The following is a 25399-nucleotide window of genomic DNA, read 5'->3' on the forward strand; positions in this document are numbered from 1 at the left end:
GGGAGGTTGCAGTCAGGTTGCAACCTAAGTGAGCCGGATCACGCCCTGGCGTCACGCGCTGAGTTCCGCGTCCAGCCGTTCAAGATCGGCGACGACGGCGGCCCGCCGGGGCGAGCGGGGCGGCAGCAGCTTCAGCGCCGCGAGCCGGACCTCGACGTCGTCCCTTGCCTCCGGCAGCCCGGCGTACTTCAGCAGTGACTCGGCACTCCCGTCGGTCAGCACTGCCTCCCGCAGCAGGGAGGAGACCCGGCTCCGCAATTCGGTGATGCCGGGCGCTTCCGAGCGTGGGAGGACCGCGCCACGGTAGATCTCCAAGGCGATCCGGTGGGCGCCCCGCTGCAGGCAACTGAGGACCTGGCCGGCGTCCGGCACCAGATCCACGGGCAGCCGGTAGGGCCGGGATTCGGGGACCGCGTCCGGGTTGAGCTGCTGGAGGACCTTGCGCAGGCGCACCATCTCGGCCCGCAGCGTCATGGTGGACGCCGCCCCCGGGTACAGCAGCGAGCAGAGCTCTTCGGCGTTCAGCCCCTCCGGGTGCGTGCTCAGCAGCACCAGGATTTCGCTGTGCCGTGCGGACAGGGCGACGGTCCGGCCGTCGATGCTCAGCAGCGCCTGGTCCCGGCCGAGGAGCTGGAGGCTGTTGCGGTACAGGCTCGTGGCGTCCCGCGTGGCCGCCCCGGCGCCGGCAGCCGCCGGAGCGGCCGGGCCGCGCCGCCGGGCCGGCGGCGTCCGATTCGCTGCGGCCTGCTGGAGCCGTTCCACCCGCAGGTGGGCCTGCGCCGCGGCGACAGTGGCTTCGACCAGGGACAGGGTGTGCGGCGCTACGGCAGACTCGGTGCCGGTGATGTCGACGACGCCGAGGAGGGCGCCGGAATCGGGATCGTGGAACGGCACGGCCGTGCAGCTCCACGGATGGACGGAGCGCTTGTAGTGCTCCGCTCCCGAGATCTGGATCCCGCGGCCCAGGGCAAGCGCGGTGCCGGGGGCACTGGTACCAACGGTCGCCTCGGACCAGTCCGCGCCCGGAACGAACATCATGCCCTCGGCCTTATGCTGCATGTCGGCGTCGCCCTCAACCCAGAGCAGCCGGCCCAGCTCGTCGCCCACTGCCACCAGCATCCCGCTGTCGTGGCTGGGCAGGACCAGCAGCTTGTGGATGACCGGCATGATCGCGGCCAGCGGATGCTGGCGCCGGTACTCTTCCAGTTCCTCGCGGTCCATTGCCAGCGGCGCCTCGGGATTGTCCGGATTGGCGCGCAGCTGGGCCGACCGCCGCCATGATTCCTGGATTACGGGGCTGAGCCCGGGCAGCTGCCGGGGGTCCGGGAAGAGCAGGCCCCGGGAGTCCAGCTGCTCATGGCCAGTGCGGGCAAACTTTTGGCGCAGGTCAACGGTGTAGCCACCGGGCGCTGCCGGATGGACCGGATTCCTCATTGAACTCCCACCTGACGGGCACGACGACCTGCCGGAGGCAGCCGCGTCCGGCAAGTCTAATGGCCTGACCGCGCCCCGGCTAGGGCCCGGCTAGCCGCGGGAGATCTCGATCATGTCCTCGCGAGGAACCACCTTGACGCGTTCGCGGACAATGCCGCTGGCGTCCTCCGCGGCGGACCACTCCTCCCCCAGTGCCAGCTCATGGGCGTCGAGCTTGATCCAGCCCTCCCACGTCGTGTATTCGATGCCCCGTTCCTCGAGGAGATCGATGATGGCCTGCGGGTCCGGGTTCTGTGCCGGGGGCAGGGTCAGCCGGTCCTCAAGCAGGAATCCGATGGTCTCCAGCGCGTCGCCCTTGGTGTGGCCGATCAGGCCGACGGGCCCGCGTTTGATCCAGCCGGTGGCGTAGATGCCGGGCACGGGGTTGCCCTCGGCATTGAGCACCCGCCCGCCCTCGTTGGGGATGACGCCGCGCTTGGAGTCATATTCCAGTTCGTCCAGCGGCGAGCCGTGGTAGCCGATCGCCCGGTAGACGGCCTGCACCGGGTAGTCGAGAAACTCCCCCGTGCCCTTGACGTTTCCGGTGCCGTCCAACTGCATCCGCTCGAACTTCATTCCCGCAACCTTGCCGGGGCTGGCGGGATCGTCGTAGATCTCGACCGGGCTATGCAGGAAGTGCAGGTGCAGCCGGCGGGAGGACGGCTCCTCGGCCTCAGCATGCTCCTCGACAAGCCAGTTCGTCAGGGTGTTGACCATGGTGCGGATCTGGTTGTTGCTGCGGATCGCCTCGTCGGAGGCCTCGTCGAACTCAAAGTCCTCCGGGTGCAGGACGATGTCCACGTCCTTGGCATGGGAGAGTTCGCGCAGTTCCAGCGGGGTGAACTTCACTTGGGCCGGGCCGCGGCGGCCGAACACATGGACATCCGTGACCGGGGAATTCCTGAGCGCCCGGTAGACGTTGTCGGGGATTTCGGTGACCAGGAGTTCCTCGGCGTGCTTGACCAGCATGCGGGCAACGTCCAGAGCCACGTTGCCGTTGCCGACCACCGCGATTTCCTTGGCCTCCAGCGGCCAGTCGCGCGGCACGTCCGGGTGGCCGTCGTACCAAGAGACGAAATCGGCCCCGCCGAAGGAGCCCTCGAGCCCAATCCCGGGGATGTCAAGCTCCGCATCCTTGATGGCGCCGGTGGAGAAGATCACGGCGTCGTAGAACGAGCGGAAATCGTGCAGGGTCAGGTCGCGGCCGTAAGTTACGTTGCCGAGGAACCGGATGTCGCCGCGGTCCAGCACCTTGTGCAGGGCGTTGACAATGCCCTTGATCCGGGGGTGGTCCGGGGCCACTCCGTACCGGATCAGGCCATAGGGCGCCGGGTAAGCCTCGAAGAGGTCGATGCTGACCTCGAAATCGCCGTCCTTGACCTCATTGGATTTGGTCAGGATGTCCGCGGCATAGACGCCGGCCGGTCCTGCGCCGACAATCGCAACGCGGAGCGGACGTTTGGACGTGGATTCGGCCGAGTTGGACACCGGTAGCCCTTCTGAGTCTTGGCGACTGCGCCAGGTCATGCAGCGCACAACTCCCTATTCTAAATGTCCGCGGGAACCGGTGGGGTGCCGGGTGACTGAGATCGCAGGGCCCGTGCCCTGCGCCGGGAACCAATCGGCCGGAATACCGGCGGCAGCGGTGGTGTTATTGATCTTGTGCCTAAACCCGACGGATCGTTCTCCCCAGCCACGCTGACCGCCCCGGATGCCGCCACACCATCGGGAAGCCCTGCGCGGACGCAGCCTGCGGCGCTCAAGGCCGTGGACAAGGACACGACGGCGGGCGTCCTGTTCGGCATCGGCGCCTACGGGCTGTGGGGGCTGCTGCCGCTGTATTTCTTCGTGCTGGCCCCGGCCGGCGCGGTCGAGATCGTCGCCAACCGCGTGGTCTGGTCGCTGCTGTTCTGCACCCTGCTGATCACGGTCACGCGCTCCTGGCGGGTGCTCGGGGCCGCGTTCCGTAACCGCACGGTAATCGGCCCGCTTGCCCTCGCAGCCGGTTTGATTGCGGTGAACTGGCTGACCTACACATACGGCGTGACCACCGGCCAGGCCGTGGAGGCCTCGCTGGGCTACTTCATCAATCCGCTCGTCTCCGTGTTGCTGGGCGTCTTCGTGCTTAAAGAGAAGCTCCGCCCGCTGCAGTGGGCCGCCGTCGTCATCGGTTTCGTTGCCGTCGGCGTCCTGACTGTCTCCTACGGGAAACTGCCGTGGATCGCATTGACCCTGGCCCTGAGCTTCGGCCTCTACGGCTTCGTCAAAAAGCGGGTGGGGCCCCGCGCGGATGCGATCACCAGCCTCTCCGTGGAGACGATTGTGCTGGCGCCGCTCGCCGCGGCCACCATGATCTTCCTGGCGGTCAGCGGGGCCGCCACGCTGTCCACCAATGGTGCCGGCCACTTCTGGCTGCTCGCGGCGTCGGGCATCATCACCGCCGTGCCGCTGCTGTTCTTCGGTGCCTCCGCGCGCCGCCTGCCGATGACCACCATCGGACTGCTGCAGTACTTCGCGCCGGTCCTGCAGTTCATCGTGGCCCTGGCCGTGTTCAAGGAAGCCATGACCACTGAGCGCTGGATCGGGTTCGGCGTCGTCTGGCTTGCACTCCTGGTCCTCACCGTGGACATGCTGCTCACCACCCGGAAGAACTCCGTCAGCCGGAAGCAGGCCCGCGCCGCCGCCTGAGGTATCCCCCGACGGCGGCACCGGTCGGTGCGGCGGTCATACCTCCGGGCTGGAAGCCACGGGTTCGTAGTCCCGCGGGACCACCACCATCGGGACCGGCAGGGCGCGCAGGACCTTGTTGGCCGTGCTGCCGATGAAGAGCTTGTTCTTTTCCCCGAGCCGCGACGAGCCCACGATCAGGATTTCGCCGCCGTCCCACTCAAGGTCGTCGATTGCTTCCTCGATGGTCCTGCCGTGTGCCACTTCAACGCCGGCGTTGTGTCCCGCCGGCAGCCGGCGTGAAGCCTCCGTCAGAACTGTGTTGGCGTGGATATGGGCAGCGTTGATGTTCTCCCCGCTGTCCCCTGCGGCATCGAGCTCCACGAGCGAGACGAGCCGCAACGGGACGCCGCGGCGTCCCGCGGATTCGATCGCCACGTCGATCGCCGCCTCCGCGCCGGTGCGCCGGCCCACGGCGAGAGTCAGCCGCGTGATCGGGTCCGTGCGGCGGTAGCCGCGCGGCGCCAGCGCCACCGGGACAGGCGACGCATGGAGCAGGGCGTTGGCCACGCTTCCCACGCTGTACCGCTTGAAGAGACCGTTGTTCGCCGCGCCCACCACGATCAGGCCGGCCTCGAATTCCACGGCCGCATCGATCAGGCCCGCGGCGAACGACTCGGCCTGCCGGACGTGGAACTTTGCCTCGAGGTCCGTCGGTACCAGCGCCAGCCCTTCGCGCTCCGCGGCCAGCGCTTCCTGCCCGGCGGCGCTGCCGGTCCCCTCGGCCTTCGGAGCGGCGCTGGCGGCACGCCGGTCCGCCACATAAACCAAGTCAAGGTGCGCCCCCTGGGCGCGGGCCATGGCCGAGGCCAGGGCTACGGCGTCGGCGCCGCGTTCGTTGGGTGTATAGCCAACTACGTATCGCATGGATGAACCCCTTATGGGTCTGGGCAGAAGCCAGCCATGCTCCGGGGTTTCCGGGCGACATTGGCCGGTCTGCGTTTCTGCAGTGGTAGGAACGACTCTAGTCCAGCGGTGCGTCGAATATCCCGTGAGGCAGGTGACTTTCGGCCCTGAGCAGGGGAATCTCTTCCGGCCTACGCTGGGACGGTCGAGGGGAGCTCAGCGTGAGTGCAGCCAGTAGTCGGAAATTTCGGGCCAGCACCTTCGTGCCGGGGATCCTGGGACTGCTGCTGCTCCTGCCGGCCTGCACCCCGCCCGCTCCGCAGCCCGGCGGCACCAGCCAGACCGGAACGGCGTCAGCCCCGGCAACGCCCACCGGCACGCCCACCGCGGTTCCGTCCATGGCGGCGCCGCCCGGGGACACGGACGAGATCGGGCCGCCGCAGAGCGGCGACAGGGTGATCGCGAGCAGTATCGCCCTCGACTGGTCCTGGCCCGGGCCGGGCCGGACGTTCAAGGCCACGCACGACAATCCGGTGCCGATCGCATCCCCGCCGGCGGCTCCGCTGCCCACGCTGTACGCGATCGGCGCTGGCCAGCACGCGTCCGAGACCCCGCCTTATGACCAGTTGAGCTTCCGGTTCACCGGAGGCTTCCCGAGCTACGACATCGAGTTTGTGCCCGAGTTGCTCGCCGACGGCAGCGGACTGCCCGTCCCGCTGCCGGGCGCGGGCGCCATCCTCAAGGTGGTGTTCCGCGGCGCCCAGGCGCACACCGCCGACGGGACCGCGAGCACCGTCACGAGCGCTCCCCCACCCGGCGTCGGCTATAAGGCCCTCACCAGCTATGCGCCGGCCGGCGACTTCGAAGGGGTGCTCAGCTACGGACTCGGCGTCGGCCGCCCGATGCCGGCTGTTCCGGAGACCAGGGTGCGCGTGTACGAGGTCGAAAAGATCCAGCAGGGCCAGCACCTGTACGTGGTGGCTCTTCAGCTGGACTCTTCCCCCTGGAAATAGCGGCTGATACGGCAGAAGAGCCGCGGACCTGTGGTCGGCGGCTCTTCTGCTGGCTTGCTTGCCTGTTAGGCGTTGGCCTTGATGGCCGCGGCCAGGACCTCAAGTCCGTCCAGCAGCAGCTCGTCGCTGATGACCAGCGGCGGGAGCAGCCGGATGACGTTGCCGTAGGTGCCGCAGGTGAGGATGATGACACCCTCCTTGAGGCAGGCCGCGGCAACGGCCTTGGTCAGTTCCGGGTTCGGTTCCTTGGAGCCGGCCTGGACCAGTTCGATCGCGAGCATGGCGCCGCGGCCGCGGACGTCACCGATGACCGACTGCTCAGACGCGAGGTCCCGCATCCTGCCGAGGGCGAGCTCCTCGATGTGCTTGGCGCGGGCGTTGAGGTCGTACTGCTCCATCGAGCCGATTGAGGCCAGCGCCGCGGCGCACGCCACCGGGTTGCCACCGTAGGTGCCGCCGAGGCCGCCCGGGTGAACGGCGTCGAGCAGGTCAGCCCGGCCCGTGATCGCGGACAGCGGCATGCCGCCGGCGATGCCCTTTGCCATCGTGATGATGTCCGGCACCACACCTTCATGGTCCACGGCGAACCATTCGCCGGTGCGGCAGAAGCCGGACTGGACCTCATCGGCGATGAAGACGATGCCCTTGTCCTTGGCCCACGCTGCCAGCGCCGGAAGGAAGCCCTCGGCGGGGACAATGAAGCCGCCCTCGCCCTGGATGGGCTCGATGATGATCGCGGCAACCTGCTCGCCGCCGATCTGCTTCTCGATCATGGTGATGGCGCGCTTGGCGGCCTCGGCGCCGGTGATCTCCGGGTTTTCCTCGCGGTACGGGTAGCTCATCGGCATCCGGTAGACCTCGGGCGCGAACGGGCCGAAATTGGTCTTGTACGGCATGGCCTTGGCGGTCAGCGCCATGGTCAGGTTGGTGCGGCCGTGGTAGGCGTGGTCGAACGCGACGACGGCGTCCCGGCCGGTGGCCAGCCGGGCCACCTTCACGGCGTTTTCGACAGCCTCGGCGCCGGAGTTGAAGAGCACCGTGCGCTTCTCGTGGTCGCCGGGGGTGAGACGGTTCAGCTGCTCGGCGACGGCGACATAGCCCTCGTACGGCGTGACCATGAAACAGGTGTGGGTGAAGTGCTCCACGGCCTCCTTGACGGCTCCGACGACGGCCGGATCCGAGGCGCCGACGCTGGTCACGGCGATGCCGGAGCCGAGGTCGATGAAGGAGTTGCCGTCGACGTCGTGGATGATGCCGCCGTCGGCGTCGGCGACGAAGACGGGGACACTGGACGCAACGCCGGCGGCCACAACGGCCTTGCGGCGGGCGGTCAAGGCGAGGGACTTGGGGCCCGGGAAGTCCGCCTGGACACGGCGTTTCTGCTCAAGACGGTAGGTGATGTCATGTGCGGTGGTGGTCATGGGAAAGCCTTTCTCAGCGGGGGGAGTTATGCGACGGCGTTTGAGTGACTGCGTTATGCGTCCAACGCAGACATCACGTGCTTGATGCGCGTGTAGTCTTCGACGCCGTACATGGACAGGTCCTTGCCGTAGCCGGACTGCTTGAAGCCGCCGTGCGGCATTTCGGCGGTAAGCATGATGTGCGTGTTGATCCACACCGCGCCGAAGTCCAGGTCGCGGCTCACGCGCATGGCGGTTCCGTGGTCGGTGGTCCAGACGCTGGAGGCCAGGGCGTACTCGACGTCGTTGGCCAGCTCAACGGCTTCCGCCTCGGTGCTGAACTTCTGCACCGTGATGACCGGCCCGAACGTTTCCTGCTGGACGATGTCATCGCTCTGCTTTGCCCCGGTGACGATGGTGGGTTCGAAGAAGAATCCCTTTTCGCCTGCACGGTGGCCGCCAATTTCGATTTTGCAGTTCTCGGGCAGGGACGCCACGACGGCGGTGACGGCGTTGAAGTGGTTCACGTTGTTCAGCGGGCCGAAGTAGTTGTCCTCGTCGTTCTGCGAGCCGGTGTGCAGGGTCTTGGTGTGCTCCACCATGGCCGCCACAACGTCGTCGTGCACTTCGTCCTGGACCAGCACGCGGGTGATCGCGGTGCAGTCCTGGCCGGCGTTGAAGAATGCGAATTCTGCGATGGCGGCGGCGCTCTTCTTGACGTCCGCGTCCTTGAACACGATGGCCGGGGCCTTGCCGCCGAGTTCCAGGTGGGCGCGCTTGAGTCCCTTGGCGGCTCCCGAGGCGACGGCGATGCCGGCCCGGACGGACCCGGTGATGGAGACCAGCCCGGGAACCTTGTGCTCCACCATCATGGCGCCGGTCTCGCCGGTGCCGAGCACGACGTTCAGGACGCCGGCCGGGAAGATGTCGCCGGTCAGGCGGGCCAGGACCAGGGTGGACTCGGGCGTGGTGTCCGAGGGCTTGAGCACCACGGTGTTGCCGGCCGCCAGGGCGGGACCGATCTTCCAGACGGCCATCAGGAACGGATAGTTCCACGGCGCAACCTGGGCCACGACGCCGATCGGTTCGCGCCGGACGTAGGAGGTGTGTCCCTCGAGGTACTCCGCGGCGGACTTGCCTTCGAGGAGGCGGGCGGCGCCGGCAAAGAAGCGCAGCTGGTCCGCGCCGGCGGCAACCTCCTCGGCGGCGATCAGGGAGCGGACCTGACCGGTGTTCCGGTGCTGGGCCTCGACGATTTCGTCGCTGTTCGCTTCGATGGCGTCGGCAAGCTTGAGCAGCAGAAGCTGGCGGTGCGCGGGCGTCGCGTGCTTCCAGCTCTTGAAGGCATCCTGCGCCGCCGTCATGGCGGCGTCGACGTCGGCGGCCCCGGAGATGGGCGATTTCGCCACCACTTCACCGTTGGTGGGATTGACGATGTCCAGTGTCCCGGTGCCGGCGGGAGTAACGAACTCGCCGTTGATGAAGTTCTGCAAGGTTTGAACCACGGTGTACAACCTCTTTCGTGCTGGAGGGCCCATTTAGACTGCTCCGAGCCTATGCCAGCGCCGATCCGCAGGGAATAGTCACCTGCACACCGTATCCGCCGGAGTTTAGTGCGCTTGACCAGCCCCCGCTATCCTGAAGCCATGGCCATTTCACTCGCCGCCCTGCTCGGGGTCCCGTCCCTGCAGCTCACCAAGGCAGGCCTCGCCGAAACCACCTGGCACCAGGACATCCACTGGGTGGCCGTCACCGAGCAGGAGGACCCGCAGCGGTTCCTCAACGGCGGTGAACTCGTCCTCACCACGGGCATGCGGCTGCGCAGCGCGGCGGACCAGCGGCGCTTCGTCCGGCAGGTCCAGCGGGCCGGCGCCGTGGGAATCGGCTTCGGAATCGGACTGACGCACGAGGTGGTACCTCCGGCCCTGGTCGCCGAGGCCAACCGCTGGGGCCTGCCGGTGGTGGAAGTCCCGTACGAGACCCCTTTCATCGCCATCGGGAAACTCGTGGCCGACGCACAGTCCGCGGACCACTACGGCAAGCTGGAGCGCCTCATCGCCGGGCACCAGATCCTTGCCCGGGCCCTCCTGACCGGCGGCGGCCTGGCCGAGCTGCTCAAGCACCTCGGCTCGATGCTTCGCACCGAGATTGTACTGACCCAGTTCACCGCCCAGCTCTATAACAGCGTGGCCGGCAATCCCGCTCCCAACGCGGACGGCTGGGCTTCGTACCCCATCCCCACGGGCCGCCGCGACGCCTGCACCCTCTGGATCAAGCAGCCCTTCGAAGATTCCGGCATCGTTGGCTACGCCCAGAACCTGATCAGCGTCGAGCTGAACAACATGGTCAAGCAGCGGCAGTCGCAGCGCGCCCTGGCCGGGCAGGTCCTCGAGGACGTGATCCACGGAACCCTTGATTCCAGTGAGGCCACCCGCCGGCTCGCCGGCATCGGCATCAACAGCACCCGCAAGAACGTGGTGCTGCTCGCCGAATCTGCGGCACACGCCAAACAGCTCGGCAGCACCTCGCTGCCGCAGCCGCTGGACAAGGCGGTGAGCGCCGTCGTCGGCAAGGATCTGATCGCGGTCATTCCCGACGACGGCAGCGGGGCCAGCGCGCTGGCCCGCGGCCTCAGCGACCACCTGGCCGAGGCCGGGCTCCACGCGACAATCGGAATCGGCGGGGCCTACACAAAGCCGAACGGCCTGCGCTGGAGCTACTTCGAGGCCCGCGATGCGGTCAGCCACGGCCTGCCCGTCAACGAGCCGGAGCGGCTCAGCCTGACCTCGCTGCTGCTGGCCAGCGAGGATGTGCCGCTGGCCGACATGGCGAACGAGTCCCTGAATCCGCTCCGCACTTTCGACGCCACGCACGGGGCGGAGCTGATGACCACCCTGGAAAGCTACCTCACCAACAACGGCTCGGTGGCCGCCGTCGCCGAGGAACTGACGCTGCACCGGAACACCGTCCGCTACCGGCTGGCCCAGATTACCGAGCTGACCGGCTATGACCCCGCCCAGACGCCGGACCGGGTGCAGCTGTGGCTGGCGCTCGCCGTGCAACGGCTGGGGGCCCGCCACCCGCGCTGACGGGCATCCCGGTGAGGCGTGCGTCATAAAAGTCGGGTGCCCAAACGTCAAACGTCTAACCTTTAAACATGGTAAGCATGGCTAGCAGCACGGCGGAGTCCGCCCTTTCCGAGAACGCACGCTCCACCGCACCAGCCCGGCCGCGGGGCGCACTTGTGGCCGGCGTCGTCGCGCTCGTGCTGATCGGGCTCAACCTGCGGGCTGGAATCACCGGGGCGGCCGCCCTGCTGCACGACCTGCAGGCAGTGCTGGGCTACGGGCCGCTGATCGCCGCCGTCATCCCGTCCATCCCCACCCTGTGTTTCGCCGTGGCGGGTGCCGCCACGTCCTGGCTCACCCGGCGCCTCGGGCTCGAGAAGGCCATCCTGCTGTCCCTGGTGATGCTGGCCGCTGGCCTGTTGCTGCGCGGCGTCCCGTCGACCGGGATGCTGCTGGCCGGGACCGTGGTGGGCATGTCCGGGCTGGCCATCTGCAATGTGGCGATGCCGTCCTTCATCAGGGTGCACTTCGCGGACCGCACCTCGCTCATGACCGCCCTCTACACGGTGACCATGACGACGGGCGCCACGGTGGTGGCGGTACTGATCGTCCCCGTGGCGCAGGGGCTCGGATCGGCCTCCGCGGGCCTCGGGTCCATCGGCTTCCTGGCCCTCTGCGCGTGCCTCGGCTTCGTCCCGATTGCCCTGTACGCGCACCGCAATGCATCCGCGGCCAAGGCAGCCCGGGTAGCGCCCTGGCCGCTGCTGCGCACCCGCACCGGGGCCCTGATCACCCTTGGCTTCACCGTGCAGGCGCTGCTGGCCTACGCGGTGCTCAGCTGGTTTCCCTACCTGCTGGTCACCATGGGCATGACTACTTCCGGCAGCGGGCTGATGTTCGGGCTGATGCAGCTCGTGTCCGTCCCCGCCGGCATGATCCTGGTCGGAATCGGCTCCCGCCCCCGGCGGCTGCGGACCGCGTTCTACCTGGCCACGGTGACGATGGCGCTCGGTGTCCTGGCGATGCTGGTCCTGCCCGTCGACTGGGCTCCGCTCACGGCGGTCCTGCTCGGCTTCGGGCTCGGCATCTTCCCCCTGGTCATGGTGATGATCAGCCGCAGCGGCCGGACCACCGCGGAGACCACCGCGCTGTCCACCGTGGCCCAGTCGGCCGGGTATCTGCTGGCGACCCTCGGCCCCTTCGGCATGGGCCTGCTGCACAGCGCCACCGGTTCCTGGCTGCTCCCGTTGATTCTGCTGCTGGCGGTGGCCCTCGGCCAGATCGCCGTCGGCCATCTCCTCACCGCCTCACCCAAGGAGCAACGATGAGCCTCACCGCTTCGCACCGGCCCCCGCTGGTGGAAGAGGTCACCGCCAAGCTGCGGGCCCTGATCCACTCCGGGGAATGGCCGCTGCAGCAGCGCATCCCGGCCGAACCGGAGCTGATGGCCGCCCTCGGGATCTCCCGCGGGACCCTGCGCGAGGCGATCAAGGCCCTCGCCCACAGCGGCATGCTGGACGTCCGCCGCGGAGACGGCACCTACGTCCGGGCCACCAGCGAGATTTCCGGCGCCGCCCAGCGGATGTACCAGGACCATTCCGGGGAGCACATTCTCGAAGTCAGGGTGGGGCTCGACACCCAGGCGGCACGGCTCGCTGCCCGCCATGCGACGGCCGGGGACATCGCCGCCATGCACGAACTGCTGGCGGCGCGCCGCGTCGCCTGGCTGGCCGAAGACTTTTCCACCTGGGCCAGCGCCGACTGGGACTTCCACCTGATGGTGGCCAAGGCGTCCGCCAACCCCCTGCTGCATGAGCTCTATGTCAGTTTTGGCGTCGTGTTCTCCGCCGATCTGCTCCGGCAGCAGCGCCGGAAAGGGTTTGATGGACTGCCGCATGAGGGTCATGGTGAGTTGCTGGAGGCGATTTCCGCGCGGGACGAGGCCGCCGCCGTCGAGAGCGTCACCCGGAACCTGAATTCCTGTGCGGAGTGGCTCCGGGAGTAACGTTCAAGGGTTTCCCAAGGTCACGGGAAGATGCTCAACTCAGCGGTCAGCCCAAGCGCCCCCAATCGCCCGCTGACCGGAGTTGACATCGGCGCCTGCCAATGCCGGATTCGAACGGCCGGCCCCTGCGCCCAGCAGCAGGGGCCCGGCACGACAAAGGCCTCCGGGTCGGAACCGACGTTCCGTCCGGAGGCCTTTGTGTCTATCCCGGCAGCGGCGCGCCGCCGATCAGCGGGAGAGGCCCTTGAAGACGTTCTTGGGGCGCTGCATCTCGCCGTGCTTGGCACCGAGCACGATCACCCAGCCGGCGAACACCGGGATGGCCCACTGCAGCACCTTCAACTGCTGCTGCGCGGAACGGAGTTCGTCGGATGCGCCGGGCTTCGGCTCCGTTGCCCCTTCAGCGCCCTCGTTGGCCAGCTTCTCGACCTTGGTGCCCTGCAGGCCTGCGTACAGCGTCACGGCGGCGCCGGCAAGGGTGACGATGGACTTGTAGATGGTCAGCCGGGTGACGCCGTCCTGCTTGGCCATCCGGTCCTTGTTCTCCCAGATGACGGCGAGCCCGGCAAGGATATGCGCGCTGAACGCGGCCGTCTGGACGGGCGCCCACTTCTTCCAGCCCAGGCTCGAAAGCCGGGTACGTTCGGCGGGGTCCTTGGCCTCCGCCGCGGCACCGTTCAGCCCAATGGCGCCCATCAGCGAGCCGCCGAACCAGGCGCCAGCCGTCAGGTCGTGAATGGATCGGGCAATGAGATTACCTGCCATGTCGAGCTTCCTATCGTTTTTAGTCGAATCCGGAGTACCGGCGGCAGCCGCCGACGCCGTTGCCGCCGGGAGCATGTCCAAAACCGCGGGCATGATCCCGCTATAGTAAGCACACTTACCAACATCTTGGTAGTCCCGGAGTTCGGCGGCCGACAACCCCGGAAGAGCGGCACCGGCGCGTAAGATCATGGCCATGAAAGAAACTGGTCACCTCTTCGGTTGGTCCTTCGGCGACCCGTCGCGGGCCCACGAGCCGGGCTACCTGGACAGCCTCCGCGGAGCGGCGCTGGCGAACGCGAAGCAGGACGCCGCCTCGCGCGGTTTCGACGTGGAAGCGGGGATGGAAACGTACGCGGTGATCGAACAGGGCGAGACCCTGATCGAGGTGGACTCCGCGCCCGGCGGACTCATCGTCCGGTGCACCGTGACGATCGTGGGTGCGGGCGCGGGAAAAGTCCACCCCGAGGGGCCCATGAACGGGTAAAAATTGAACAGTTGAACGGACGAACGGGGACCAAGCGGATGCCATCCAATGAAACGGCCATCGGGGAAGCCGCCGACGCCGCGGAGGCCGCGTCGAACAGCACCGTGCTCGACGTCGTCGCGCGCGCCGGTTTCGCCGTGATGGCGCTGCTGCACATCGTCATCGGCGCGATCGCCGTCGCCCTTGTGCTGGGTGCCCCGGGCCAGGCCGAGCCGACCGGTGCCATCGAGCAACTCGCCGCCAACCCTTGGGGGCCCGCCGTGATGTGGGCCGGATTCATCGGCTGCGCCGGGTTGTCGCTCTGGCAGCTCAGCGAGGCAACGCTGCGCGCCCGCCACCTCCCGCGCGGCAAGCGGCTGGGAAAGCTCGTCTCCTCCGGCTTCCTGAGCATCGCGTACGGCAGCGTCGGGCTGAGCTTCGCAGGTTTCGCGGTCGGCAACCGGGGTGATTCGGGCGACTCGACCCGGGACTTCAGCAGGGCGCTCGTGCAGAGCCCCTTCGGCGTCCCGGTGCTGATCGCCCTCGGCCTGACAATCATCGGGATCGGGGTGTACTTCATCATTAAGGGGGCCGGGAAGAAGTTTAAGGACGAGCTGCGCTATTTCGAGGGAACGCACCGCGGCCATCTCGTCAGCGTCCTGGGCGTCGCCGGCCATATCGCCAAGGGTGTGGCCCTGATCCTGACCGGGCTGCTCTTCGTCATTGCCGCGGCCACCAATGACCCGGGCTCGTCCACCGGGCTCGACGGCAGCCTCAAGGCCCTGCAGGACCACCCCTTCGGCCCGGTTCTGCTGGTGGCCATTGGGGCCGGATTCATTGCCTACGGGGCGTTCGCGCTGGTCCGCGCGCGCTTTGGCCGGATGTAGCCGCGGCTCGGAGATTCAGCCGGCGGCCTTCCGCAGCGGGACCACATCGCCCTCCTGATAGAGCAGCGACCGGAGCTCGGATTCGGCGGAGTCGAGCCGCTTCGCGTCGATCGTCTCCCCCTCGGCGAAATGGTCCAGCAGGCGCGGGTCCACATAGCTCTTCCGGGCGATCGACGGTGTGTTGCCCAGGACGGCGGCGGCGTCCTGCATGGCGCTACTCACGGCACTCTTCCGGGCCGCCACCTTGGGTTGCGGGCCACTCTTCGCCAGGCTGACAGCTGCGGCGACCGTGCCCCGCAGGGTGCGGAAGTCCTTCGCAGTGAAGTCCTCCCCCGTGCGCTCCTTGACGTACTCGTTGATGTCGGCGCTGGTTACCGGGTGCCAGCTCCGGCCGTCCTTGTAGGCCAGCAACCGCGCGTTGCCGCCACGGCGCTTGAGCTGCCGCACGACCGCGGCAAGGTCGGCGTCCTTGATCCGCGACTCCCAGGTCTTGCCGCTCTTGGCGGGGAAACTGAGTCTGAGCTCGTCCTTGTGCACCTTGACGTGGGCGCAGAGCAGGGTGGCCAGGCCGTGGCTGCCGTTTTCGTTGGTGTAGCGCTCCGAGCCGACCCGCAGGGACCCGCTGTCGAGCATCCGGAAGGCGGCTGCCAGGACCCGCTCGCGGGTCAGGCCCTCGGAGCGCAGGTCCATGGTCACCAGGCGGCGCGCGGAAGGGAGCGTCTCGGCCAGCTGGAGCGAACGGTCGAACTTCAGCCGGTCCTTCCGTTCGCGCCAGGACGGGTGGTAGATGTACTGCCGCCGGCCCACGGCATCGAGGCCGGTGGCCTGGATGTGCCCGTTGTCGTACGGGGCGATCCAGACGTCCGTCCAGGCCGGCGGGATCCCGATGCCTTCCAGGCGCTCCCGCACCGGTCCCGGGGGCAGTGTGGACCCGTCCAGGTCCTTGTAACTGAACCCGGTACCGGCGGGAACCCGGCGGTAGCCGCGGCCGGACGCGTTGCTGTGACGGAGCCTCATGACGGTAAGCCTACTGACTACCGACGGCGAATGGGCAGCCCCGGTGCTTACAGCTGGGCTGCGACCCCGCCGCGGGAGATCTCCACCATGTCCTCGCGGGGCACTACTTTGATGCGTTCGCGCTGGACCGGGACGCCGTGCGACTCGCCGGCAGCCGTTGCCTTGGCGCCCAGGGCACGCTCGTGCTCGTCCAGGGCCAGCCAGCCTTCCCAGCTGGTGTACTGGACGCCGCGGCCCGTGAGGAGCTCGACGACAGCCTCCGGCGCGGGGGCGGCAGCGAGGGGCAGCTGTGCGCGGTCCTCCAGCAGGTAGGTCACGGTTTCCAGTGCGTCGCCCTTGGTGTGGCCGATCAGGCCCACGGGTCCGCGCTTAATCCAGCCGGTCGCGTAGATGCCCGGCACGTGGGTGCCGGCGGCGTCGAGGACGCGGCCGCCGTCGTTCGGCACAACCCCCTTGCTGTGGTCGAACTCCACCTCCGGCAGCGAGGACCCGAAGTAGCCGATCGCGCGGTACACGGCCTGGACCGGGTAATCCACAAACTCGCCGGTGCCGCGGGCGTTGCCCGTGCCGTCAAGTTCGGTGCGTTCGAACTTGATGCCGGCGACGCGGCCGGGGGCTTCGGCGTCGTCGTAGACCTCAACCGGGCTGTGCAGGAAGTGCAGGTGCAGCCGGCGGGAGGCCGTCAGCTCGGAGAGCTCCTCGGGCTGTTCGGCGATCCAGTTGGTGAGGGTGCCAACCATGGTCTTGGTCTGGTTGTTGCTCTGGATCTGGCGGTCCGATTCGGCGTCGAACTCGAAGTCTTCGGCGTAGAGGATGATGTCCACGTCCTTGGAATGGGAGAGTTCGCGCAGTTCCAAGGGCGTGAACTTGACCTGGGCGGGGCCGCGGCGGCCGAACACGTGCACGTCCGTGACGGGCGAGGACTTCAGCCCGGCGTAGACGTTGTCCGGGATCTCGGAGACCAGGAGGTCGTCCGCGTGCTTGGAGAGCATGCGGGCCACGTCGAGGGCCACGTTGCCGTTGCCGATCACGGCGATCTCCTTGGCGTCCAGCGGCCATTCGCGGGAAACATCGGGGTGGCCGTCGTACCAGGAGACGAAGTCGGCGCCGCCGTAGGAGCCCTCGAGTTCGATGCCCGGGATGTTCAGGTCCGCGTCCTTGATGGCGCCGGTGGCGAAGATGATGGCGTCGTAGTGGGTGCGGAGGTCCTCGAGCGAGAGGTCCGTGCCGTAGTCCACGTTGCCGAAGAAGCGGATGTCGCCGCGGTCCAGGACCTTGTGCAGGGCGTTGACGATGCCCTTGATGCGCGGGTGGTCCGGGGCAACGCCGTAGCGGATCAGGCCGTAGGGTGCCGGGTAGCGGTCGAAGAGGTCGATGCTCACGGTGAGCTCGCCGCTCTTGACGGCCTCGCTCTTGGTGAGGATGTCGGCGGCGTAGACGCCGGCCGGTCCGGAGCCGACGACGGCGATGCGCAGCGGGCGGGCAGCGGTTCCTACAGGGGTGCTGATTGACACGGCTGTGTTCCTTTTTTCTGTTCCGGCCCAACTGATTCGCAGCTAAGGGTCGTTATGAGGGCTCATAACGGCCTCTGCTGCGAGCTCGTTGGGTCGGGCTACGGGGTCAGTGCGCGGGACTTGGTGGTGCGGGGCGTGCGGGGAGCGTTCGGGGAGGTGGTGCTGTAGTCTGCGGTCTTGAAGTGCGACGGCGCGAACGGGCTGACGCGGACGACGTCGCCGATGACGATCACGGCAGGGTTCGCGACGCCGGCGGCCTCCGCCTGGTCCGCAATTGTCCCGAGCGTTCCGATGGTCACCCGCTGGTTCGGCAGGTAGCCATTCTCTACGATGCCAACAGGTGTCCCTGCTGGCAAACCGGCACGGGCCAGGGAAGCGGCGGAGTCACGGAGCTGGCCGACGCCCATGAGCAGGATCACGGTGTGATCGGCGCGGGCCGGGACCTCGGAGAGCTCCTCGTGGCCGGTGACCACGCTGAAGCCTTTGGCGAGGCCGCGGTGCGTGACCGGGATTCCCGCGGCGGCCGGAACGGAGATGGCCGAGGTCACGCCCGGGACCACTTCCACCTCGACGCCGTTCTGCCGGCAGAACTCGGCTTCCTCGCCGCCGCGGCCCAAAACGTAGGGGTCGCCGCCCTTGAGCCGGACTACGCGGTGTCCCTGCACGGCCTCGTCAACCAGGATCCGGTTGATTTCCGACTGCGGGACCGGATGGTGTCCGGGGGTCTTGCCAACTTCGATGACGCGGACGTCCGGGGCCAGCTCGCCGAGGAGTTCGCGGGGGCCCAGACGGTCCGCCACCACGACGTCGGCCTGGCCGAGCAGCCGCCGTCCGCGGACCGTGATAAGCCCGGTGTCGCCGGGTCCCCCGCCGACCAGGGCCACGGAACCGCCGGACGCCCGCCGCCGGCGCAACGGCAGGTCGCCGGTTTCCAGGGCAGTGGCGACGGCGTCGCGGAGGGCCATGGCGCGGCGCGGGTCTCCGCCGGCGTTTACGGCGATCTTGATATCGTCCACGACTGCGACGGCCGGGGTCCAGGCTGCGGAGGATTCATGGTCGGAGGCGTTGACGCACCAGACGCGCTGCGCTTCCGCGTCGGCAGAGACCTGCGCGTCAACAGCGGGGATGCCGGTGGCGGTCTGGACGAACCAGACGCCGTCGACGTCGGACGTCCGGTACGGGCGCGGCTTCCAGGTGAGGAGGCCGGCGTCGGCAAGGCCAAGAAGCGCCGGCGAGGCGAGCGGGGCCACGACGGTGACGAGGGCGCCGGCGTCGAGCAGTCCCCTGGCGCGGCGGGCAGCGACCGGGCCGCCGCCCACCACCAGCACGGGGCGGCCGAGGAGGCGCAGCGCCGTGGGGTAAATGTCCTGAATTGCCATGCATCGACGATAGGGCCCCGTTCTGAAGCGGAACAACGGCGCGGAAACACCCGTTCACGCGGGGTAACGTTCCGTCACATAGGTTTCAGCCCTTCCTGCCCTCGGTGGCCACTCCCTCGATAAAGTGCCGCTGGCCGACGGCGAAGAGCACCAGCATCGGCAGCGTGATCAGCAGCGTCGCCACCATGACGTACTGGTAGTCGCCCTGGCCGCCGTTGGTCGGGCTGAATTTGGTCATGGCGTAGGCGATCCCGAGCGGGGCCGTGAACCCTTCCACCGAGCCTGCGTTGAGGTAGATCAGGGCGGACTGGAGGTTGTTCCAGCTGGCCTGGAACTCGAAGATGAAGATCACCACGAGCGAGGGGATGGACAGCGGCAGGGCGATCCGGCGGAACAGGCCGAAGTAGCTCGCACCGTCTATCCGGGCGGCCTCGAAGAGCTCCCGGGGCAGGCCCAGGAAGAATTGGCGCTGCAGGAAGATGTAGAACGCTGAGCCGAACAGGTTCATGCCGAACATCGGGATCCAGGTCCCCAGCACCCCGAGGTTCTTCCAGATCAGGTACTGCGGGACCATGGTGACGGCGCCCGGCAGCATCATTGTGGCGAGCACCAGGCCGAACAGGAGGGTGCGGCCGGGGAAACGGAAATAGGCGAAGCCGAACGCCACCATTGAACTGGAGACGGTGACCAGCAGCGCGGCCAGCAGGGCAATGATGAAGCTGTTGCCCACCCAGTGCAGGAGGGGCAACTGATCCCATACTTCGACGTAGTTCTCGGGAGCGAAGGTCCGCGGTATCAGGGAGTTGTCGAAGACCTCGGCGCGCGGTTTCAGGCTCGCCGAGATCAGCCAGACCAGGGGGTACAGGAACGCAGCACTGATGACGATGAGCAGGGCCCACAATGCCACTTGGGCAGCAGTCGAACGCGGCGACCGGCGACGCTTCCGCCGCCCGGCTGGTCGGGCCTGGCCCGCATGTCCGCCCGGTCCGGCGGCATCCGGCCCCTCTGGCGCGTCGGCCGTCGAACCTGGCGGGGTGGTTCCTATGGTTGCCATCAGTTTTTGTCCCCCTCGTAGTAGACAAACCGGTTGCCGATCTTCACTTGCAACAGGCTGATCAGCAGAATGATCACGAAGAGCACCCACGCCATCGCCGAAGCAAAGCCGAAGTTGAATTCGCGGAAGGCCTGCTGGAACAGGTAGATGCCGTAGAACAGCGAGGACTCCGGCGAGGAATTCGTCTGGTCCCGCCAGAACAGCAGATAGGCCTGGTCAAACACCTGCAGGGCCGCGATCGTCAGCACGATGACGTTGAAGAAGAGGGCGCCGGAGATCATCGGGACCGTGATGGAGAAGAACTTCCGTACCGGCCCGGCACCGTCGAGGGCGGCGACCTCGTACAGATCCCTCGGCACGCTCTTGAGTGCGGCCAGGAAGATCACCATGGTGCCGCTGACTCCCCAGAGTGTCATCAGGACGATTGAGGGTTTCACCCATGCCGGGTCGATCAGCCACTGCGGACCGGCGATCCCGAAGAAGCCCAACGCCTGGTTGATGGCCCCGGTATTTCCATTGAGCAGCAGCAGGAACACCGACGCTGTGGCCACGGAGGGCGTCATCTTGGGGAGGTAGTAGACGGTCCGGAAGAAGCCGGCACCCCGGCCAACCCGGTTCAGCAGCAGCGCCAGCCCCAGGGCCACACAGATCTCCAGCGGCACGGCCAGCACCGCGTAGAAAAGCGTGTTGGCAAGCGAGAGCGCCACCTTGGGATCGTCGAACAGGAGCGCGTAGTTGGCTGTGCCCACCGGCCGTGCCACGTTGGTCGCCAGGTTGTACCGGCTGAAGGAGATCACCAGGCTGTAGGCCATCGCTCCCAGCATGAACACGACGAATCCGATGATCCAGGGCGAAATGAACAGGTAGCCGGCCAGCGCTTCGCGGCGGTTGTACTTCACCCTCCCGCTGCGCGCACGGCGTTTAGTGCTCTGCGACCCCGATCTCCGGGCCAGGTCTGCGCTCACAGAGTGCTCCGTTTCTTCCGTCCCGGAGCAGTGGGCACGCCTGACCGCGGGCCCGCCCGCCGCCTTGCGCGCCCTCCCGGGTTACGCTAGCTTTCGAAATAGCAAGTGTACTTACATTTTGAAAGACAACTGTCTTTCCACTCATATTTGTTCTGGCATTGTGGCTGGAACATGGACGGAAGGAAACCCATGGGCGCAAGGAAGACTGTGCTGGCCCTTGCCGTAGTAGCGGCCCTGGCTGCTACCACGGCATGCGGCGGACAAAGCAGCGGTAGTGCGGAGGAGAAGCCGGAATTCTCCAAGGAGGCGTCCGGGGCACTGAATGCCTGGGGTTTCGACAACGCGGACGACGTCGGGAAAGCCCGGATGGCTTATGCCGCGGACCAGCACAAAGACCTGCAGATCACCATGGACCAGACAGCTTTCGACGCCCAGAAATTCACCACCCGCGCCGCCAGTGGCGACGTGCCGGATGTGGTGCAGATGGATCGCGCCTTCGTGGCCACCTACGCCGCGCAGGGACTGATCAAGCCCCTCGACGCTTGTTTCACGGCGCAGGGCATGGACCCGGCCAAGCAGTTCTACCCGGCCGTGACGGAACAGATCACATACAAGGACCAGATCTGGGCGGTGCCGCAGTTCTACCAGCCGGCCGCCATCATCCTCAACCAGTCGGTACTGCAGGCCGCGGGCGTGGACAAGGACCAGATCGACACGTCGAACAAGGACAAACTCCTCGCGGCCGTCGCCAAGACCTACAAGACCAGCGGTGACAACCCCAGCACCCTCGGACTTGATCCGGTTGCCGCCGGCCAGCCCGAGCTGTGGCTGCTCGCCAACGGAGGCCGGCTCATGGACGAAAACGGGGCGCCCGCCCTCGATGACCCCGCAAACGCCGGGGCCCTTGACCTCCTGAAGGAGATCCTCGACGCCCAGGGAGGCTACGCCAAGGTCAAGAGCTTCACCGACGCCTTTGACACCTTCGGAAAGGACAACCAGTACGTCAAGAGCCAGGTGGCCGCGCAGGTGAATGCCCAGTGGTACGTCAACGTGCTCGCCCCCTACGCCCAGAGCCTGAACATCTCCGCCGTGCCGTTCAAGGACAAATCCGGGAGCCCGGTCACCGTGGCCGGCGGAACGTCCTTCGTCATCCCGGCCGGCGCCAAGAACCCGAACGCTGCCTGCGCCTGGATGACGTCCCTGGTAACCGATGACGCCTGGTCCGCCGCCGGTGCGGCACGGGCGGACAAGATCGCGGCCACCCCAGGAGCCATCAACACCGGGCTCTTCACCGGGTCCCCCTCGGCGGACAAGCTGATCCGGGACAAGTTCGTCAAGGCCAGCGGCAACGCCGGTTTCGACGAAACGATCGCGACGTTCTACGACGTCCTGCCCACCGGGAAGTCCCTCGGAGCATCGCCGGCGGGCCAGGCGATCAAGACCGAATTGAAGAACGCGGTGGCCTCAGCCTTGCTCGGCGAGAAGAGCGCGGAGAAAGCGCTGGCGGACGCCCAGGCGGCAGCCAAGCGGGCCTTCGACCAGGCCGGGTCCTAGCCAGAACGCCTCGTGGCCTAACGCGCACGACGCAGGCGGGACCGGCTTGATAGGTCCCGCCTGCGTCCTGGCTATGCGGGTCCATGGTGCCGCGCGATAGCAACGGCCTCCTCAATGCCGCGGGTCCAGGGATCACCGTGTCCGGGTAGCACCAACCCCGCCCCGGTCCGCTCCAGCGCGGTAAGGGACTCCAGGTTTTGGCCGCTGTCGGCGGTGGCTGCCCCTGCCACAATCCGGGGCCCGGTGCGTCCGGTGTAGGGATCGAGGGTCACCAGGGCATCGCCGCTGAACAGAACGCCCCGGCTGCGAAGGAACAACGCGCAGTGGCCGCTCGTGTGCCCCGGCGAGAACACGACTTCCGGTCGGCCTGGGACGGGCAGTGCACCCTCGGCCGGGAAGAAGCTGAGGTCTTCGAGTCCGCGCACCCGGAGGGCCCCGGCCCGGGCCATCTTGGCGAGCACCGGCAAACCGGACGGGTGGCTCAGCGAAAAGACCAAGCGTGATCTCTCGTGACGGTAGCGGTACGGGTGCCGGGCAATGTAGGCATCCTCGCGGTGCACCCAGACTGGCACCTGGTGGTCGGTGCGGAGCCTTCGAGCCAATCCGAGATGGTCGAAGTGGGCGTGGGTCAGCACCACCGCCTGCACGTCGTCCAGCCGGCGTTCCAGGCTCCGCAGCGCATCGAGGAGCGTTCCCCACATGGCCGGGAGCCCGGAATCAACCACCGTCACTCCCTCATCACTTTCCACAAGATAGAAATTGACGTGTGCTTCCGAAATGAGGTGCACACCCTCGGCTACGGCAGTTATCGACATGGATGTTCCTTCCCGTCGTCCTCGTTCGAGTGCCGAGGGCCTGCAGGCTTTTGGAGGGGACCTTCGGCTCTGGAGATTGCTAGTAAGTAGTCTTATTATCTAGGCAGGTCGGGCATCCCGCCCAGCCCTTGCGACCAAAAGCGACGTCGGGCTCCGCTCGCGGACCCGACGGCCCGCTAGCGAAATGGAGTTCACCATGACAACGGCAAGCCGCCCTGCGGCGGGTAGCACCGCCATTCAAAAAGCGGCGCAAGCGGTTGGAGCAGTATTCGTGCTGGTCGGCATCCTGGGTTTCATCCCCGGGATCACCGCCAACTATCAGGCACTCGGCATGGCCGGGCATGAGTCGGGGGCACTGCTGCTGGGCGTGTTCCAGGTCTCTATCCTGCACAACATCGTCCACCTGCTCTTCGGGGTGGCGGGGTTGCTGCTCGGCCGGACGCCAGCCCAGGCCCGGAATTACCTGGTCGGCGGGGGTGCCATCTACATCGTGCTGTGGCTGTACGGGCTCCTGGTAGACCACAATTCTCCGGCCAACTTCGTCCCGGTGAACACTGCGGACAACTGGCTGCACCTGGTTCTGGGCCTTGGCATGATCGCCATTGGCCTGGCGCTCTCGTCCAGCCGCCGCGGAACCGCGACGACGCGGACACTCTGACGACGACGGAGCCTGCTACGACGGAGACACCATGACAGGCCACATGCGGCCAAAGCCGCGGGATTCCCCGTTGAGCCGTGCCGCTGGCTAGCGGGTGCTACCGGCGAGGAGGCCGCGGCGGCGGAGCAGCCGCTTTTCAATCGGTGCGAAGACGAGCAGTTCGATCAGGATGCCGACGGCGAGGATCAGCAGGATCGCGGACATCACCACGGTCATGTCCGAGAGGTCGCGGCCCTGGTTGAGCATGGAACCCAACCCGAAGCCGATGCTTCCGCCGACCGCGATGATTTCCGCGGCCATCAGGGAACGCCAGGAGAACGCCCAGCCCTGTTTTAGTCCGCTCAGGTAGCCGGGCAGAGCGGCGGGGAGGATGATCTGCAGGGCAAGTTGCAGGCGCGAGGCGCCAAGAACGGTGCCGACGCTGCGGTACTGCGGCGGGATCTGGTCCACCCCGGAAATCAGCCCGTTGATGATCGATGGGATGGCCCCCATGAACACCACGAAATACACGGTGGCATCCGTGAGGCCGAACCAGATGATGGCGGCCGGCACCCAGGCCACGGACGGCAGCACCTGGAGCCCTGAAATCAGCGGGCCGAACGCGCGGCGCAACGGTGCCACCTGCGCCAGCAGGAGTCCGATCGGAGTGGCGATGGCCACGCTGATCAGGAACCCCAGGAGTCCGCGTTGCAGCGAGGTCCAGACGGCTTCCTGGAGCTTGCCCCCTGCCCAGAGATTGCCGAACTGTTCCAGCACGTCCAGCGGGCCGGGAACCAGATCGCGCCGCTTGAAGCCCATCGACACGTAGAGCTGCCAGACGATAACGAGCACCACGACCGCGGCGACCGGGAGCAGGATCCGGCTCCAGTCGATGCGGGCCTTGTGCCCGGCGTCGGACTGCAGCGAGTCCAGCCCGGATTCCAGCTCACGAAGGTCGGCCTTTCCGGTGGAGGACCGGGTCAGCGCCGCCGTGACGGACGCCGCCCTGGGCGAGGCGCCGTTGCGCGCGGGGTCCGCGGCGGCATCGGCCGCGGCGGAGAACAAGGACTTACTTGGCATGACGGCGGATCTCCTCGCGAAGCCGGGCGGTGATGACACCCGTGAGCTGGCCGGCCAGGCCGGCGTCGGTACGGTGTTCTTCGCTGACGTGCCATTCCTGCACAACACGGCCGGGGCGGGAGGAGAGCAGCAGCACGCGCTGCCCGAGCCTCACAGCCTCACGGACATTGTGCGTGACGAAGACGATGGTGCGGCCGGTTTCCTTCCAGATCCGTTCCAGCTCATCGTGGAGCAGGTCCCGGGTGATCGCGTCCAGGGCCGCGAACGGCTCGTCCATGAGCAGCAGTTGCCGGTCCTGCGCCAGCGAGCGGGCCAAGGCCACGCGCTGGCGCATCCCGCCGGACAGCTCATGCGGGCGTTTGTCCCCCGCCCCGTCCAAATGCACAAGCTCGAGTAGCTCATCGGATTTCACCCGGCGGTCGGCCTTCCCGACGCCGCGCAACTTCAGTGCCAGTTCGATGTTTTCCCGGGCCGTGAGCCAAGGGAAGAGCGCCGCGTCCTGGAACATGAAGGCGGCTCCGTCGCTGGGCACCTCCAGCGCTCCCGACGTCGGGGCCTCCAGTCCCGCCATGATGTTCAGCAGGGTGGACTTGCCGCAGCCGGACGCACCGAGCAGGGCGACGAATTCGCCCTGCTCGATGGTGGCATTGACGTCGTCCAGCACCGGGGCGCCGTCGCCGAAGCGCTTGCCCAGGTTTTCCAGTACGACTGGCATGGTCACGTCCTTACTATTTTGA

Annotated in this window: 23 protein-coding genes; 9 read left to right on the forward strand and 14 right to left on the reverse strand. The window is 67.4% G+C overall.

The features are described from left to right. Positions 1 to 51: 51 nt before the first annotated feature. Positions 52 to 1434 carry a GAF domain-containing protein gene (locus OM977_RS15600; protein ID WP_264354805.1) on the reverse strand — a complete coding sequence of 461 codons (1383 nt, stop codon included), beginning with the start codon at positions 1432 to 1434 and terminating at the stop codon, positions 52 to 54. 90 nt (positions 1435 to 1524) lie between these two features. Then, the gene (locus OM977_RS15605) at positions 1525 to 2961 is read right to left on the reverse strand and encodes an FAD-dependent oxidoreductase (protein WP_264354806.1); all 1437 of its coding nucleotides are present in this window, start codon (positions 2959 to 2961) and stop codon (positions 1525 to 1527) included. Between the two features lie 174 nt (positions 2962 to 3135). On the opposite strand from OM977_RS15605, the gene rarD reads away from it, so the two are divergent. Next, entirely contained in the window at positions 3136 to 4161 is a 1026-nt protein-coding gene (gene rarD / locus OM977_RS15610) for an EamA family transporter RarD (protein ID WP_264354807.1), read from the forward strand. A gap of 36 nt (positions 4162 to 4197) precedes the next feature. On the opposite strand, the gene OM977_RS15615 is transcribed toward rarD, so the two are convergent. Beyond that, complete coding sequence (locus tag OM977_RS15615) at positions 4198 to 5067, reverse strand: universal stress protein (protein WP_264354808.1); 870 nt, start codon at positions 5065 to 5067, stop codon at positions 4198 to 4200. Between the two features lie 200 nt (positions 5068 to 5267). Between OM977_RS15615 and OM977_RS15620 the strand changes: the two genes are divergently transcribed. Continuing rightward, a complete protein-coding gene (locus OM977_RS15620; protein ID WP_264354809.1) occupies positions 5268 to 6059 on the forward strand; it encodes an AMIN-like domain-containing (lipo)protein in 792 nt (263 codons plus the stop codon). Positions 6060 to 6124: 65 nt separating this feature from the next. Here OM977_RS15620 and gabT read toward each other — a convergent pair whose 3' ends face one another. Continuing rightward, positions 6125 to 7480, reverse strand: a complete 1356-nt coding sequence (gene gabT, locus OM977_RS15625) for a 4-aminobutyrate--2-oxoglutarate transaminase (protein ID WP_264354810.1) — start codon at positions 7478 to 7480, stop codon at positions 6125 to 6127. 53 nt (positions 7481 to 7533) lie between these two features. Then, a complete protein-coding gene (locus OM977_RS15630) occupies positions 7534 to 8964 on the reverse strand; it encodes a gamma-aminobutyraldehyde dehydrogenase (RefSeq protein WP_264354811.1) in 1431 nt (476 codons plus the stop codon). Between the two features lie 141 nt (positions 8965 to 9105). Between OM977_RS15630 and OM977_RS15635 the strand changes: the two genes are divergently transcribed. The 3 genes from OM977_RS15635 (at position 9106) to OM977_RS15645 (ending at position 12532) form a co-directional block, all read left to right on the forward strand. Next, complete coding sequence (locus OM977_RS15635; protein ID WP_264354812.1) at positions 9106 to 10548, forward strand: PucR family transcriptional regulator; 1443 nt, start codon at positions 9106 to 9108, stop codon at positions 10546 to 10548. Between the two features lie 77 nt (positions 10549 to 10625). Further along, positions 10626 to 11855 carry an MFS transporter gene (locus OM977_RS15640; protein ID WP_264354813.1) on the forward strand — a complete coding sequence of 410 codons (1230 nt, stop codon included), beginning with the start codon at positions 10626 to 10628 and terminating at the stop codon, positions 11853 to 11855. Next, positions 11852 to 12532, forward strand: a complete 681-nt coding sequence (locus OM977_RS15645) for a FadR/GntR family transcriptional regulator (protein WP_264354814.1) — start codon at positions 11852 to 11854, stop codon at positions 12530 to 12532. Before OM977_RS15640 ends, OM977_RS15645 begins: the two co-directional genes overlap by 4 nt. A gap of 228 nt (positions 12533 to 12760) precedes the next feature. Here the strand turns inward: OM977_RS15645 and OM977_RS15650 are convergent, their stop codons facing one another. Then, complete coding sequence (locus tag OM977_RS15650) at positions 12761 to 13297, reverse strand: hypothetical protein (protein ID WP_264354815.1); 537 nt, start codon at positions 13295 to 13297, stop codon at positions 12761 to 12763. A 193-nt stretch (positions 13298 to 13490) separates the two neighbouring features. Here OM977_RS15650 and OM977_RS15655 point away from each other — a divergent pair, with 193 nt between their 5' ends. Together OM977_RS15655 and OM977_RS15660 are read left to right on the forward strand one after the other, a co-directional pair. Next, a complete protein-coding gene (locus OM977_RS15655; RefSeq protein ID WP_264354816.1) occupies positions 13491 to 13781 on the forward strand; it encodes a hypothetical protein in 291 nt (96 codons plus the stop codon). A gap of 38 nt (positions 13782 to 13819) precedes the next feature. Further along, positions 13820 to 14647, forward strand: a complete 828-nt coding sequence (locus tag OM977_RS15660) for a DUF1206 domain-containing protein (protein ID WP_264354817.1) — start codon at positions 13820 to 13822, stop codon at positions 14645 to 14647. Positions 14648 to 14662: 15 nt separating this feature from the next. On the opposite strand, the gene OM977_RS15665 is transcribed toward OM977_RS15660, so the two are convergent. From OM977_RS15665 to OM977_RS15685, 5 genes are all read right to left on the reverse strand, one after another. Next, a complete protein-coding gene (locus OM977_RS15665; protein WP_264354818.1) occupies positions 14663 to 15664 on the reverse strand; it encodes a DNA topoisomerase IB in 1002 nt (333 codons plus the stop codon). A 47-nt stretch (positions 15665 to 15711) separates the two neighbouring features. Beyond that, positions 15712 to 17178: an FAD-dependent oxidoreductase gene (locus OM977_RS15670; RefSeq protein WP_264354819.1), complete on the reverse strand. Its 1467-nt coding sequence runs from the start codon at positions 17176 to 17178 to the stop codon at positions 15712 to 15714. Positions 17179 to 17276: 98 nt separating this feature from the next. Continuing rightward, positions 17277 to 18557 carry a uroporphyrinogen-III C-methyltransferase gene (gene cobA, locus OM977_RS15675; protein ID WP_264354820.1) on the reverse strand — a complete coding sequence of 427 codons (1281 nt, stop codon included), beginning with the start codon at positions 18555 to 18557 and terminating at the stop codon, positions 17277 to 17279. Between the two features lie 85 nt (positions 18558 to 18642). Further along, on the reverse strand, positions 18643 to 19611 hold the full coding sequence (locus OM977_RS15680) for a carbohydrate ABC transporter permease (protein WP_264354821.1): 969 nt from the start codon (positions 19609 to 19611) through the stop codon (positions 18643 to 18645). Then, on the reverse strand, positions 19611 to 20510 hold the full coding sequence (locus OM977_RS15685) for a carbohydrate ABC transporter permease (protein WP_264357447.1): 900 nt from the start codon (positions 20508 to 20510) through the stop codon (positions 19611 to 19613). The genes OM977_RS15680 and OM977_RS15685 overlap by 1 nt, the downstream gene beginning before the upstream one ends. 255 nt (positions 20511 to 20765) lie before the next feature. Between OM977_RS15685 and OM977_RS15690 the strand changes: the two genes are divergently transcribed. After that, on the forward strand, positions 20766 to 22130 hold the full coding sequence (locus tag OM977_RS15690) for an ABC transporter substrate-binding protein (RefSeq protein WP_264354822.1): 1365 nt from the start codon (positions 20766 to 20768) through the stop codon (positions 22128 to 22130). Positions 22131 to 22201: 71 nt separating this feature from the next. On the opposite strand, the gene OM977_RS15695 is transcribed toward OM977_RS15690, so the two are convergent. After that, positions 22202 to 22945, reverse strand: coding sequence for an MBL fold metallo-hydrolase (locus OM977_RS15695; RefSeq protein WP_264354823.1), 744 nt, complete (start codon positions 22943 to 22945; stop codon positions 22202 to 22204). Between the two features lie 196 nt (positions 22946 to 23141). Between OM977_RS15695 and OM977_RS15700 the strand changes: the two genes are divergently transcribed. Further along, positions 23142 to 23603 carry a DUF4383 domain-containing protein gene (locus OM977_RS15700; RefSeq protein WP_264354824.1) on the forward strand — a complete coding sequence of 154 codons (462 nt, stop codon included), beginning with the start codon at positions 23142 to 23144 and terminating at the stop codon, positions 23601 to 23603. Between the two features lie 87 nt (positions 23604 to 23690). Here the strand turns inward: OM977_RS15700 and OM977_RS15705 are convergent, their stop codons facing one another. After that, positions 23691 to 24662, reverse strand: a complete 972-nt coding sequence (locus OM977_RS15705; protein ID WP_264354825.1) for an ABC transporter permease — start codon at positions 24660 to 24662, stop codon at positions 23691 to 23693. Next, positions 24652 to 25377: an ABC transporter ATP-binding protein gene (locus OM977_RS15710; RefSeq protein WP_264354826.1), complete on the reverse strand. Its 726-nt coding sequence runs from the start codon at positions 25375 to 25377 to the stop codon at positions 24652 to 24654. The genes OM977_RS15705 and OM977_RS15710 overlap by 11 nt, the downstream gene beginning before the upstream one ends. Positions 25378 to 25399: the final 22 nt, after the last annotated feature.

It is taken from the genome of Pseudarthrobacter sp. MM222, assembly GCF_947090775.1.
Classification (GTDB): Bacteria; Actinomycetota; Actinomycetes; order Actinomycetales; family Micrococcaceae; genus Arthrobacter.